We start from the raw sequence: 13505 nt of genomic DNA, 5'->3' as shown, positions 1-13505 counted from the left end.
GGGCCCGCCATCCCGACCCTGAAAACCGGGACGATCCCGCCGGCCACCGGCAGGGCGAGGGGCAGGCCGTGCGGCCTGGGGCCGCCGTCATGGGCCGGTCCGGTCTCACGCGCCCCGCGCGCACGCCAGGCGCTCTGCCGTCCCCGGCCGCGGGTCCGTGGAGGGACCGGGGCGCGTCGGGTCGGCGCCGGGGCGGAGCACTCGGAGGGCGACGCAGGCGAAGACGGCCAGGGCCAGCCCGAGCCCGAGGGGCACGCCCGTCAGGTCGGCGACCACCCGCGGCAGGGCGAACAGGGGCGTCGCGCACAGGAGCGCCCGCTCCGGCCAGCGCAGGCCGCCGGCGTCCCGGGCCGCCAGGACGAGGAACAGGGTCGCGGGGACCAGGGGGGCGAGGTCGTAGACCGGCACGTAGGGCGAGAGCAGCGGCACCGCGGCCAGGAGGGCGGCGGCGCGCAGGACCTCGGGCGTCGGCCCGCGCCAGCTCTGCAGGGCGAGCGCCAGCGCCGCCAGGGCGACGAGGCCCTGGACGGCCCAGGCGGCGGCCATCGTGCCGCCCGCGAGCCGCACCGCGCCGAAGGCGCTGACATTGAGGTCGAGGCCCGCGCCGGCATCCCGCAGGATGATCCGGTTCGTGGCGCCGAGGGTCTCGAAGAAGCCGATCCAGGCCGCGGGGCCGAACGCCGCCAGGGAGGCGGCGCAGAGGGCGAGCATGGTGGACAGGCAGGCCCCCAGGCAGGCCCGGCGGCCCGTGGCGAGGAGCAGGAGCGGCGCCAGCACCGCGAAGTGCGGCTTGTAGCAGAGCAGCCCGAAGCACAGCCCGGCGAGGCGCGGGCGCCGGTCCACCAGGGTCGCGCCCAGCGTCAGCAGCCCGGCGGTGAACAGGGCGTTCTGGCCGTAGACCAGCGTGCAGAGGACGAGCGGATGCGCGAGCGCGATCCAGGCGCCGTCGCGGCGCCCGGCCGCGATCGCCATCGCCAGGGCGAACACGCCGAGGGACAGCGCGGTCCAGAGCCAGAAGGCGGGTTGCGGCTCCCATGCCGCCAGGGCGGCGGCCGGCAGCAGGAACACCGGCGGGTAGTGCCAGGCGAAGCGGCACTCCGGCCCGAACGCGGCCGCCAGGTTCGCAAGGTGCACCGGCAGGTCGTAGGGCTCGCCGGCGCGGCCCTCCAGCGCGGCCCGGCCCGCGACCCAGATCTGGCTGAAATCCACGCCGAGCCCGTCGCCCAGCCAGTTCCGCCGCGGCTCGGGGCCGGTGCCGTAGAGCAGGGCGACGACCGCGAGGGTCAGGGGCACGAGGATCCAGGCGGCGCGCCGGGCGAAGGCGAGGAGGCGTGCATCGGAGCCCAGCAGGGCGGCGAACGCCGCGCCCCGGGCCTTGCGGGCCGGAGGTGCCGCTCCGTCCGGTCTCGTTCCGTTGCGTCCTGTCCCGCTTCGTTCCGTTCCGCCCAGTCCCGTCTCGTCCCGTTCCGTCTTGGTCATTCCGATCACACGCGCCAGGAACGCTCCAGGGGATGGGCCACCCGTCTCCACCCGGGGCAGTAAGGCCGGAGGCGCTTAACAAACTGCGCCCGCCCCGTGCGGGCCAGCAAGGCCGGAGGCGCTTAACAAACCGCGCCCGCCCCGTGCGGGGGTGGTCCGGCCGATGGGCGCGGATCGACATCGCCGGGCCGGCTTGCGTCGTCCCGTCCCTCCGGGATGCGGGACGGCCGATGACCCGCGGGGCTCGTCGTCGGTGCCGCTCGGCCGAGGGACGGAAGCGGACCGGCGGCGCGCCCGGGCGCCATGCCGCAGGGCGCTGTCCGCTCCGGGCTGCCGGCCGATCTGCCGGCCGAATCGCTGGCCAAGCCGCCGGCGACGCCCTTGGCCAGGAGGCCGAGGGCCAGGACGGCGAGGAGGAGGCCCGCGGCCCGGTTCATCCGGTTGAGAATGCGGCTGGTCACCCAGCCCCGGAACAGGGCCACCGCCGTGTTGAGGAGGATCCACCAGCCGAACGACCCGAGGAAGACGCCGGCCGCCAGGAGGGGAAGCGGCGCCGTGGCCTGGGCCAGCAGGGCCGGCACGGCGGCCAGGAACAGGACGGGGGTGATCGGGTTCGCCAGGGCCAGGCCGACGGCGCTGCCGTAGCTGGCCGCCAGGGTGCGGCGCCCGCCGCCCGGCCCGTGCAGCACCGCGACGCTGCGCAGGACCCGGATGGCGACCGCCAGCAGCACCGCCCCCGAGACGAGGGCGGGCAGAGCCGCGTTCGACGCGGCCGCGGCGAGGCCGGCGCCCCAGCGGGCCGCCAGGGTTCCGTAGGTCAGGTGGACCGTCGCGACGCCGAGCCCCGTGGCGAGGCCGGTGGGCAGGCCGCCCGCGAGGGTCCGCTGAATGCAGAGCAGGCTGGTCGGGCCGATGGGGGCGGCGATGGACAGGCCGAGGCTCGCGCCGCTCAGCAGGGCCGTGGCGATGACGCTCATGGCGCCCGACTCACCCGTCGCCGGACGGTCACGGCGACCGCGCGGCGCGCCTAATCGTCCTCCGCGCGGTCGAGGGGGAGGAGGTCCGCCCGCGGCTCGACCGTCGCGAGGCTCGCCTCGGGGCACCCGATCTGCACGCGCTCCAGGGCCGAGGAGGCCTGGGCGCAGGCGAGATCGGGCAAGTCGTTCAGTTCGTCGGCCCGCGTCACGGTGCAGGACAGGACGATGATGAAACTGGCGTACACAGTCTTCATGGGGGGATCCTTCGAAACGCGGACAGTCTATGCCGGCCCGGAGGGCGAACATCCGCCGTCCGGCGGAGGACGCGGGCGCGGGCGTTCCGGGCGCCGCCGACGCCGGGCGGCGCCCGGGTCCGGGCGAGAAAGGATCGTGGGGCCAGGGGCTTGCCGGCTTCCGCCGCGGCGGCCGGAGACCGCGCGCCGCGCCGTCGATCCGGCGTCGAGGCGGCCTGCCGCCATCCCCAGATCCGGGATGGGGCCGCGACATCCCCCATTCGGAGGATACCGCCGCCGGTTTTGGACTGATATTGGTCTTATCGAGCTCAGATACGTCATCAGTGGGGCGGGCCGGTGCGGGAAGCTTTCATTGACCGGATCTACGAGGCGGCCGGTACGCCGGAACTCTGGCCGGACGTTCTCCAATGCTTGGGAGAGACGGCCCAATCGGATGGCGGCGTGCTCATGGTCCTGCCGCCCGCCGGGATGCCGCGCTGGATCGCCTCCCCGGCCCTCGAGCGCCGCCTGCGGCATCACACGGACGCCGCCTCCTGGCGCGGCAGCGGGCGCACGGCGCAGTGGCGCGCCCTCGCCCATGGCAGCTTCGTCCGCGACGTCGACCTGCTGCCGGGCTCCTACGACGGCCGGTCCTGCCGGGTCGACGAGCCGTTCTGGCAGGTGGGAACGACGATCCCCCTCCCCACCGGCGACGTGGCGATCGTCACGGCCGAGCGCCGGGCCGAGGCCGGTCCGCACGAGGCCGGCCTCCTGCCGCGCCTCGACGCCCTGCGGCCGCACCTCGTCCGCGCCTGCCAGCTCGGGGCGCAGTTCGGCTCCGAGCGCGCCCGCACCACCACCACGGCCCTCAACCGGATCGGGCTGCCCGCCGCGGTCCTGTCGGCCTCGGGGCGGGTCCTGACCATGAACGCCCGGCTGCAGGAGCGGGACGAGGTCCTGCCCTCGGGCCAGCATGGCGGCCTCCTGTTCAAGAGCCTGGCCAACAGCAAGCTCCTGCAGGACGCGATCGCCAACGTGGTCGCCGGCCGGCGCGCGGCCCAGACCATGCCGGTGCGCAGCTATTCCGACCACCGCGCCCACATCGCCCATGTCCTGCGCTTCGACCGGCACCCCGGCGACGTCTTCGACGCCTCGGCGGTGCTCCTCATCCTGGTGGAGGTGGGGGTCCGGGCGGCGCCGGATGACGGGCTCCTCCACCTGCTGTTCGACCTGACCCCGGCGGAGGCGCGCCTGCTCCAAGCCCTGGCCGGGGGCCTGCGCCTGCAGAGCTATGCTGAGAGCGTCGGCGTCCAGACCAGCACGGTGCGGACCCAGCTCACCTCGATCTTCAACAAGACCGGCACGAAGCGGCAGGCGGAACTCCTCAGCATCGTCGCCTCGCTCTCGCTGTTCAGCGGCCAGACGGCCCCGTGCTGAGGTCGGCGTCGCGGGTGGCGGAATCCGCCCCGGCACCGGCCAGGAAGGCCTCCAGGGCGGCGGCGGTCGGGAAGGCGTCGAAGGCGCCGAACCGAGCGGTGGCGAGCGCCCCGCAGGCTGCCGCCCGCCGCAGGGCGGCGTCGAGGGGGGCCTTCGCCAGCAGGGCCGCCATCAGGCCGGCCGCGAAGGCATCCCCGGCCCCCACCGTGTCGATGGCCGCCACCGGGAAGGCCGGCTGGCGCAGGGGCGGCAGGCCGGGGCGGAACGCGATCGCGCCGCGCTCCCCCAGGGTCACCACGAGGCACGCGAGGCCCCCGTCGAGGAGAGCGGCGATGGCGGGCGTCGGGCTCACCGCCTCGGCCAGGGATTCGGCCGGTCCGAGGCCGAGCGCGGCCGCCTCGATCCCGTTGACGACCAGGAGGGTGGTATCGGCCAGGATCGCCGGGTCGAGGGGGCGCATCGGCGACGGGTTGAGGAGAGTGGGCAGGCCCCGCGCCCGGGCCAGGGCGAAGGCCTCGCGGATGGGGGCGTCGGGGGATTCGAAGGTCGCCGCCACGAGGTCGGCGGCCGCGACGCGGTCGGCGGCGGCCCGGACATCCGCCGCCGTCAGGGCGAGGTTGGCCCCGAGGCAGACCGCGAGGCAGTTCTCGCCGGCCGGATCGACGAAGGCGACCCCGGCCCCGGTCGAGCCCGCATGCGGCACCAGCATGGTGTCGGGAAATCCCACCTGCGCGAAGGTCGAGCGGACCACCGGGGAGAACACGTCCTCGCCGACGGCGAAGAGCCCGTCCACCGCGACGCCGAGCCTGTGCGCGGCCAGCGCGAGGTTGAAGCCCTTGCCGCCGGGCTCGGCCAGGAAGGCCGAGCCGTCGAGGGATTCGCCCGCCCGCGGCAGTCGCGCGACCTTGACCGAGCAGGCGATCACGAAGCTGCCGATGACGAAGACCCGCATGGAGCACCCCGGCCCGATCCGATATAAGCATCAGTACCGGAGGTCGGTCGGACGTGCGCCCCAGAAATCGGACGATACACGGCGATGTGGCGCCGGATCTCGCGGCCGGTGACCGCCCCTCGGTGCTGTCCCTCCTGCGGCTGCGCGCCGACACCGCGATGCCGCTCTACCGGCAGATCGAGGGCCAGCTGCGCGAGCTGATCCTGTCGGGCTCCCTGCCGCCGGGCGTCATCCTGCCGGCCGAACGGCAACTGGCCGACAGCCTCGGCGTCAGCCGCGTCACGGTCCAGCGCGCCTATGCCGAGCTCAGCGACGAGGAGCTGCTCGTCCCCCGCGGGCGCTCCGGCTTCCTCGTGCGCCATCGCCCCGAGCCGGTGCGCCCGGGCATGGACCGCCTCAAGGGCTTCACCGAGGAGATGCGGGAACTGGGCAAGATCCCCTCCTCCCGCATCCTGGAGCGGGTGGTCACCGAGGACCGCTCGATCGCCTCGATCTTCGGCCTGCCCTCCACGGCCCCGTTCCTGCGCCTGACCCGCGTGCGCTCCGGCGACGGCGTGCCGATGTCCCGGGAGGTGGCCTGGTACAACATCCGGGCCGTGCCCACCCTGGAGACCGGCGACCTCTCCGGCTCGGTCTACGCCTTCCTGGCCGAGCACCCGGGCGGCCGCCTCGTGCGCTGCGAACAGACCGTCGAGGCGACGATGCCGACCCCGGCCGAATGCGAGATCTTCGCTTTCGCCGAGCCCCTCCCCTGCCTGCTGATCAAGCGCCACAGCTACAACCGCGACTCGGTGATGATCGAGTATGTCGAGGGCCTGTTCCGCGGCGATGCCTACCGCTACCGCCTGAACCTCAGCACCTGATCCGGGGCCCGCGCCACAGAGGCCGTGCCCGGAGCGGCACGCCCGCGCGGCGCTGGAGCCGAGCCCCGATCCGCCGGACTTGACCGAGGCGATCCACCGGACGCGGTGGGCCGCGCGGGCGATGGCGGGTGCGCCGCGTCCGCACCGCCGAGGCGTCGATCATCCGCCAGAGCTCGCCCGAAGCCTCTAATCATTTTTCGTTATTCAAAGAACCAAAGGTTTGATTTTCCTCGTTGTCCCGCTGCGGTACGTAAAATTGAACGAAAAAACGGCAGCTTTATCGTCTAGTCGCGAATGGTTGTTCTCGCACCCTGGTCTTTACTGCCACTCATCTGGCTCCGCTGAAGCGTGCATCGGACTCTGTTCGCGTCGATAGAGAAGCTGTGGTCGTCGTTGTTCGTATCTTTTCTGTCGTAGGGAGGCAGGGACGCCATGATTGCGATTGACGGTAATCTCGGGGAATGGGCGCCTTCCGACCGTCTGAATCCCATCGGCAGCGGGCCAACGGATTACGGCCTCTACGGCCACATCGAGGGCGGGGTGGCGAGCTTCGCCTTCACGGCGCCCGCCGGGACCGCGATCGGGACCTACACCACGCTCTGGCTCGACACCGATGCCAGCGCCGCGACCGGATACACGATCTTCGGCCTCTACGGCGGCTACGACTACAACATCAACATCGCGTTGGACGGGAAACCCTATCTCTATACGGGTGCCGATGGGCAGAACCTCGTCTCGGGCACACCCCTGACCTACGCCTACAATGCCGATCACTCGGTGCTGGAATTCAGCCTTCCGACCGCGCAGATCGGTGGGCCGATCAGCCTGAACGTCCTCGCGGACGTCAACAACACGATCTTCATTCCCGACGATTACGCGGCAGGCCCCTACACGATCGCCGAGACCAATCAGCCCGGAGACCTGACGCTGTCCGGGCTGACCAACGGCGATGCGGCCGAAGGCACGCCCATCGTGGCGACCCTCAGCGATCCCGATGGCCTCGCGCCCGGTGGGACGCCGATCTACACCTTCCTGGATATCGTCGCGAATCAGGTGCTGCAGGCGACCGCGTCCAACACCTACACGCCGACCTACACGGACAGCGGCAAGATCATCGCCGTCACGGTCACCTACACCGACGCCCTGGGGCACGCCGACTCGGCATCGGCCTCGGCCGGCACGGTCACGGACGTGGACCAGGCCGGGAGCCCGACCCTGTCCGGCGCGGTGGCGGAGGGCCAGACCGTCAGCGCCAGCCTGTCCGATCCCGATGGGGTCCCGGCAGCCGGCGGGGTCAGCTACGCCTTCCAGCTCAATGGCAGCACGGTCGAGACCAACACCTCCGGCCAGTTCACCCTCGGCTACGCCGATGCCGGCAAGGCGCTCTCGGTGGTCGCGAGCTACACCGATGCCCAGGGACACACCGACAGTGCGTCGGCCGTCGGCGGCACGGTCACGGACGTGGACCGGGCCGGCAGCCTGCTCCTGTCGGGCGCGGTGGCGGAGGGCCAGACCGTCAGCGCCAGCCTGTCCGATCCCGATGGGGTCCCGGCAGCCGGCGGGGTCAGCTACGCCTTCAAGCTCGACGGCAGCACGGTCGAGACCAACACCTCGGGGCAATTCACGCTCGGCTACGACGATGGTGGCAAGGCGCTCTCCGTGGTCGCGAGCTACACCGATGCGCAGGGCCATGCCGACAGTGCCGCGGCCGTCGGCGGCAGCGTGGCGGAGGTGAATCGCGCCGGCAGCCTGATCCTGTCGGGCGCGATGGTGGAGGGCCAGACCGTCAGCGCCAGCCTGTCCGACCCGGACGGGGTCCCGGCAGCCGGGAACGTCAGCTACGCCTTCCAGCTCGACGGCAATACCATCGAGACCAACACCTCCGGCCAGTACACCCTCGGCTATGCCGACGGCGGCAAGGTGCTCTCGGTGGTCGCGAGCTACACCGATGCGCAGGGGCATGCCGACAGTGCCTCGGCCGTCGGCGGCACCGTCACGGACGTGGACCGGGCCGGCAGCCTGCTCCTGCTGGGCTCGGTGGCGGAGGGCGAGACCGTCAGCGCCAGCCTGTCCGACCCGGACGGGGTCCCGGCAGCCGGCGGCGTCAGCTACGCCTTCCAGCTCGACGGCAGCACGGTGGAGACCAACACCTCCGGCCAGTACACCCTCGGCTTCGGCGACGCCGGCAAGGCCCTCTCGGTGGTCGCGACCTACACCGATGCCCAGGGACACGCCGACAGTGCCTCGGCCGCCGGCGGGAGCGTGGCGGATGCGAACCGGGCCGGCAGCCTGCTCCTGCTGGGCTCGGTGGCGGAGGGCGAGACCGTCAGCGCCAGCCTGTCGGACCCGGACGGGGTTCCGGCACCGGGTGGGGTGAGCTACGCCTTCAAGCTCGACGGCAGCACGGTCGAGACGAACACCTCCGGCCAGTACACCCTCGGCTACGCCGATGCCGGCAAGGTCCTGGCCGTGGTCGCGAGCTACACCGATGGCCAGGGCCATACCGACATCGTCACGGCCGTCGGCGGCACGGTCACGGACGTGGACCGGGCCGGCAGCGTCCTGCTTTCGGGCGTGGTGGCGGAAGGCCAGACCGTCAGCGCCAGCCTGTCGGACCCGGACGGGGTCCCGGCACCGGGGGGCGTCAGCTACGCCTTCCAGCTCGACGGCGCGACCGTCGAGACGAACACCTCCGGCCAGTTCACCCTCGGCTACGCCGACGGCGGCAAGGCGCTCGCGGTGGTCGCGACCTACACCGATGCCCAGGGGCACGCCGACAGTGCCTCGGCCGCCGGCGGCAGCGTGGCGGACGTGGACCGCGCCGGCAGCGTCTTGCTTTCCGGTCTAGTAGCGGAGGGCCAGACCGTCAGCGCCAGCCTGTCCGACCCGGACGGGGTCCCGGCAGCCGGCGGCGTGAGCTACGCCTTCCAGCTCGACGGCAGCACGGTCGAGACCAACACCTCCGGCCAGTTCACCCTCGGCTACGCCGACGGCGGCAAGGCGCTCGCGGTGGTCGCGAGCTACAGCGATGCCCAGGGCCATGCGGACATCGTCTCCGCCGCGGGTGGCACCGTCACGGACGTGGACCGCGCCGGCAGCCTGCTCCTGTCCGGCCTGGTGGTGGAGGGCCAGACCGTCAGCGCCAGCCTGTCGGACCCGGACGGGGTCCCGGCAGCCGGCGGCGTGAGCTACGCCTTCCAGCTCGACGGCAGCACGGTGGAGACCAACACGTCCGGCCAGTACACGCTCGGCTTCGGGAATGCCGGCAAGGCGCTCTCGGTGGTCGCGAGCTACACCGATGCCCAGGGCCATGCGGACATCGTCTCCGCCGCGGGTGGCACCGTCACGGACGTGGACCGCGCCGGCAGCCTGCTCCTGTCCGGCCTGGTGGTGGAGGGCCAGACCGTCAGCGCCAGCCTGTCGGACCCGGACGGGGTCCCGGCACCGGGGGGCGTCAGCTACGCCTTCCAGCTCGACGGCAGCACGGTGGAGACCAACACGTCCGGCCAGTACACGCTCGGCTTCGGGAATGCCGGCAAGGCGCTCTCGGTGGTCGCGAGCTACACCGATGCCCAGGGCCACGCGGACATCGTCGCGGCCGCCGGCGGCAGCGTGGCGGACGGGGACCGGGACGGCAGCCTGGTCCTGACCGGCCTCAGCGATGGCAAGGCCGTCGAGGGACAGATGCTCACCGCCCGGGTGACGGATCCGGACGGCGACCCGGCGGCCGGCAGCGTCGCCTACGACTTCAAGCTCGACGGGATCGTCGTCGAGACGAACAACACCGGCGTCTATACGCCCGGCTATCAGGATGGCGGCAAATCGCTCACCATCGCTGCGACCTACACCGACGGCGCGGACCATCCGGGCCTCGCGTCCCAGGCGCTCGGGGCGATCGTGGATGTGGGCTCGCGCGACGGGGTCACGTTCGCCTTCGCCTTCGACGCCTCGCAGGTCCGGATCGAGCAGGGGCGGTCGTTCGTCATCGATCCGAACGGGCTGTCCCACGACGTCACGGGGATCGACCAGATCACGTTCACCGATGGGACCATCGTCGAGAAAGACGGAAGCCCGCTGGTCGACGACCTGTTCTACTATGGCAGCAACAAGGACGTCTGGCGGGACGGCATGGATGCCGACACGCACTACGCCCGGTTCGGCTGGCAGGAGGGCCGCGATCCGAACGCCGAATTTTCGACGACGGGTTACCTGGCGGCCAATCCGGACGTCGCGGCCGCCAAGGTGAACCCCCTGACGCAGTACGAGACCAACGGCTGGAAAGAGGGCCGCGATCCGTCGGCCGGCTTCGACAACGAACTCTACCTCGCCCGGAACCTCGACGTGAAGGCGGCGGGCATGAATCCCCTGGCCCATTACCTCGCTTACGGCCAGGCCGAGGGGCGCGAGATCTACGACGCGGTGGGGCGCGCCACCGACCTGAACGCGCATCCGGGCTTCGATGCGGAATACTACCTCTTGTCCAACCGCGACGTCGCCCAGGCGGCGCTCAAGGCCGGCGGGGACAGCTACGCCTTCGCGTACCAGCACTACGAGACCAACGGCTGGCACGAGGGCCGCAACCCGAATGCGGTCTTCGACACCCAGGCCTACCTGGACGCCTACCAGGACGTCGCCGCGGCCAACATGGATCCCCTGGCGCACTACCACACCTTCGGCTGGAAGGAAGGCCGGGATCCCTCCGCCAGCTTCCACACCAACGCCTACGAGGCGGCCAACCCGGACGTCCGGGCCGAGCAGATCGACCCGATGCTGCACTACCTGCAGTTCGGCGCCGTCGAGGGCCGGTCCCCCCTCGGCTGACGGCCTCGGGCGGCCGGGACACCCCGGCCGCCGCAACGGCCCTTTTCCAACCGGGGCGGGCCGCCGAAGCGGCCCGCTTCTATTGGGGGGCGGCTGCCGAGCGATCCCGGGCCTCAGCGCAAAAGGTTCGTCTTCGCCAGGTCGAGCACTGAATCCCCGCGGCCGCTCATTACCGCCCGCAGGACGTAGAGGCTGAAGCCCTTCACCTGCTTGCCGTCGATCTTCGGGGGCATCGAGAGTTCCTGGCGGGCGACCACGCAGTCGAGGAGGGCCGGGCCCGGATGGGCCATCACCGCGCGCACGGCCGCCTCCAGCTCGGCCGGGTCCTCGACGCGGACGGCATGGATGCCGGCGCCGCGGGCCATGGCGGCGAAGTCCGGGTTGTCGAGGGAGACGCCGGTCTCGATGTAGCCGGCGGCCTTCATCTCGAGCTCGACGAAGCCGAGGGTGCCGTTGTTGTAGACCACGATCTTCAGGGGCAGCCCCTGCTGGCGCAGGGTGAGGAGGTCGCCCATCAGCATGGTGAAGCCGCCGTCGCCGGAGAGCGACACCACCTGCCGGTCGGGATAGGCCGATTGCGCGCCGATGCCCTGCGCCATGGCGTTGGCCATCGAGCCGTGCACCCAGGAGCCGATCAGCCGGCGCCGGCCGTTCATCTTGAGGTAGCGCGCCGCCCAGATCGTGGGGGTGCCGACATCGGCCGTGAACACCGCGTCGGCATCGGCCGCCTCGCTGACGAGCTTGGTCAGGTATTGCGGGTGGATCGGCTGCCGGCCGGATGTCAGGCCGAACCAGCTCTTGGCCGGCGTGCCGGTGGCGAGGTCGTCGAGGTCCTCCCGCGCCTTGGCGTAGTGCTTCAGGGCGGCGTCGAGGTGCTTGCGCCCGGTCTTGACCGTCAGCTTCGGCAGCAGGGCCCGGATCGTGTCGTCCACGTGGCCGACGAGGCCGAGGTCGAGCTTGCAGCGGCGCCCGAGCTGGCCCGGGCGGATGTCGACCTGCGCGATCTTCGCGTCCTGCGGGTAGAACTGCCGGTAGGGGAAGTCGGTGCCGAGCATCAGCAGCGTGTCGCAGGACATCATCGCGGCGTAACCGGAGGAGAAGCCGATCAGCCCGGTCATGCCGACGTCGTAGGGGTTGTCGTACTCGACCACGTCCTTGCCGCCGAGCGCGTGCACGATCGGACTCTTCAGGGCCTCGGCGAGCTGCAGCAGCTCGGCATGGGCCCCCGCGCAGCCGCGCCCGCACAGCAGGGTGATCCGCTCCGAGCCGTTCAGGAGCTCGGCGAGCGCGGTGAGGTCGGCCTCGGCCGGGCGCACCACCGGCTTCGGCGGGATCAGCCCCGCATTGGGGGCGACGCCGCGGGTCGGCGCGTCCATCAGGGCGACGTCGCCCGGGATGATCACCACGGCGACCCCGGAGAGGCCGATCGCCGCCCGCATGGCGTTCTCCAGCACCTGCGGCAGCTGGGAGGCGTCGCCCACCATCTCGCAGTAGTGGCTGCACTCGCGGAACAGCTCGCCCGGATGCGTCTCCTGGAAATAGCCCGAGCCGATCTCGGACGAGGGAATATGGGCCGCGATGGCCAGCACCGGGGTGCGGGTCCGGTGGCAATCGTAGAGGCCGTTGATGAGGTGGACGTGGCCCGGCCCACAGGACCCGGCGCAGACCGCGAGCTTGCCCGAGAGCTGGCTGTCGGCCCCGGCCGCGAAGGCCGCCACCTCCTCGTGGCGGACATGGACCCAGTCGATGGTGCCCCGGGCCCGCAGCGACTCGGTCAGGGCGTTCAGGCTGTCCCCGACGATGCCGTAGATCCGCTGGACGCCCGCCTGGTCCAGGGTGTCGACGATGAGGTCCGCGACGGTGACGATCTTCATGGCGCTCGGCTCCGGTTGTCCCCCTGCCGAACCGGACGTCGCACCCCCCGGTTCCACCCGAGGGTTGTGTCCCACGCGTGGCTGTCATCCGGGGGCTTCCGCGGCATGCGTGACCTCGTCGCGACCCTCGGCGTATACCGCGCGCGTTTTTCGTGCGCCCGGCCTGCCTCGTCCCCGGCCTTTTCCGGGGATGCGGGCAATTTGAGCGTCCCGGTTAGGCGGTCCTTGGCGCGGTCCGCGGAAGCCTCGGACGTCCGATCCGTCTTCGAGATCCGTCCCATGCAAGACCGCCGCGCCGAACCCCGGATCCTCTCCGATGAAACCGGCAGCATCGCCCTCGACGAACACACCGAGATCGCCTGCTTGGTTCATGATTTCTCCCTGGGCGGGGTCAAGATCACCCTGCCGGATGCCGCCCGGGTGCCGAGCCCCTTCCTGCTCGCAGCGCCACCGCTGGACGGCATCAAGGTCTGCCACATCGTCTGGCGCACCGACGAAATGATCGGTGCGCGGTTCCGCTGACGAACCGCCTCGCGGATCGTCGATACCAGGTCGTAACCACTGGGACAGTACCTTCGCCCCACCGCAACCTCATGGCGCCCCCGATGGAAGAGAGACGATCCGAGCCCCGCTCCCGCACGTTGCTGGCCGGCAAGATCGCATTGCAGGGCGGCGGCGTGATCGACTGCACCCTGCGCAACCGCTCCCCGTCCGGCGCCCGCCTCCGGGTCGCCAGCGTCGTCGGCATTCCCGACCACTTCACGCTGCTGCTGGAACTGCAGGGCGAGCGCCGCCCGGCCCGGGTCGCCTGGCGCAAGCCGGGTGAGATCGGCGTCCATTTCGTCGACGAACCAGCCCCTTAGGGACCG

Annotated in this window: 10 protein-coding genes; 5 read left to right on the top strand and 5 right to left on the bottom strand. The window is 71.8% G+C overall.

What is annotated here, in order from left to right; translation table 11 throughout:
* Window positions 1-105: 105 nt before the first annotated feature.
* The 3 genes from AC1MGR_RS10690 to AC1MGR_RS10680 form a co-directional block, all read right to left on the bottom strand.
* Window positions 106-1479 carry a glycosyltransferase family 87 protein gene (locus tag AC1MGR_RS10690; RefSeq protein WP_480234575.1) on the bottom strand — a complete coding sequence of 458 codons (1374 nt, stop codon included), beginning with the start codon at window positions 1477-1479 and terminating at the stop codon, window positions 106-108.
* Between the two features lie 122 nt (window positions 1480-1601).
* A complete protein-coding gene (locus AC1MGR_RS10685; protein WP_480234574.1) occupies window positions 1602-2456 on the bottom strand; it encodes a LysE family translocator in 855 nt (284 codons plus the stop codon).
* Window positions 2457-2506: 50 nt separating this feature from the next.
* Window positions 2507-2710 (bottom strand): hypothetical protein, encoded by a 204-nt coding sequence (locus AC1MGR_RS10680; RefSeq protein WP_108038229.1) that lies wholly within the window; start codon window positions 2708-2710, stop codon window positions 2507-2509.
* A 336-nt stretch (window positions 2711-3046) separates the two neighbouring features.
* On the opposite strand from AC1MGR_RS10680, the gene AC1MGR_RS10675 reads away from it, so the two are divergent.
* Window positions 3047-4126 (top strand): helix-turn-helix transcriptional regulator, encoded by a 1080-nt coding sequence (locus AC1MGR_RS10675; RefSeq protein WP_480234573.1) that lies wholly within the window; start codon window positions 3047-3049, stop codon window positions 4124-4126.
* Here AC1MGR_RS10675 and AC1MGR_RS10670 read toward each other — a convergent pair.
* A complete protein-coding gene (locus tag AC1MGR_RS10670) occupies window positions 4101-5078 on the bottom strand; it encodes a PfkB family carbohydrate kinase (RefSeq protein ID WP_480234572.1) in 978 nt (325 codons plus the stop codon). The genes AC1MGR_RS10675 and AC1MGR_RS10670 overlap by 26 nt on opposite strands.
* A gap of 158 nt (window positions 5079-5236) precedes the next feature.
* Between AC1MGR_RS10670 and AC1MGR_RS10665 the strand changes: the two genes are divergently transcribed.
* Together AC1MGR_RS10665 and AC1MGR_RS10660 are read left to right on the top strand one after the other, a co-directional pair.
* The gene (locus AC1MGR_RS10665) at window positions 5237-5941 is read left to right on the top strand and encodes a GntR family transcriptional regulator (RefSeq protein ID WP_480234771.1); all 705 of its coding nucleotides are present in this window, start codon (window positions 5237-5239) and stop codon (window positions 5939-5941) included.
* Window positions 5942-6373: 432 nt separating this feature from the next.
* A complete protein-coding gene (locus tag AC1MGR_RS10660) occupies window positions 6374-10762 on the top strand; it encodes a beta strand repeat-containing protein (protein ID WP_480234571.1) in 4389 nt (1462 codons plus the stop codon).
* Between the two features lie 113 nt (window positions 10763-10875).
* On the opposite strand, the gene poxB is transcribed toward AC1MGR_RS10660, so the two are convergent.
* Complete coding sequence (gene poxB, locus AC1MGR_RS10655) at window positions 10876-12636, bottom strand: ubiquinone-dependent pyruvate dehydrogenase (RefSeq protein WP_480234570.1); 1761 nt, start codon at window positions 12634-12636, stop codon at window positions 10876-10878.
* A gap of 279 nt (window positions 12637-12915) precedes the next feature.
* On the opposite strand from poxB, the gene AC1MGR_RS10650 reads away from it, so the two are divergent.
* Together AC1MGR_RS10650 and AC1MGR_RS10645 are read left to right on the top strand one after the other, a co-directional pair.
* Window positions 12916-13158, top strand: a complete 243-nt coding sequence (locus tag AC1MGR_RS10650) for a PilZ domain-containing protein (RefSeq protein ID WP_480234569.1) — start codon at window positions 12916-12918, stop codon at window positions 13156-13158.
* A gap of 83 nt (window positions 13159-13241) precedes the next feature.
* Window positions 13242-13499, top strand: a complete 258-nt coding sequence (locus tag AC1MGR_RS10645; protein WP_108038314.1) for a PilZ domain-containing protein — start codon at window positions 13242-13244, stop codon at window positions 13497-13499.
* The last annotated feature ends 6 nt before the right edge of the window (window positions 13500-13505 follow it).

It is taken from the genome of Methylobacterium sp. BI1, assembly GCF_056680125.1.
This window is presented reverse-complemented; position numbering and strand designations above follow the sequence as displayed.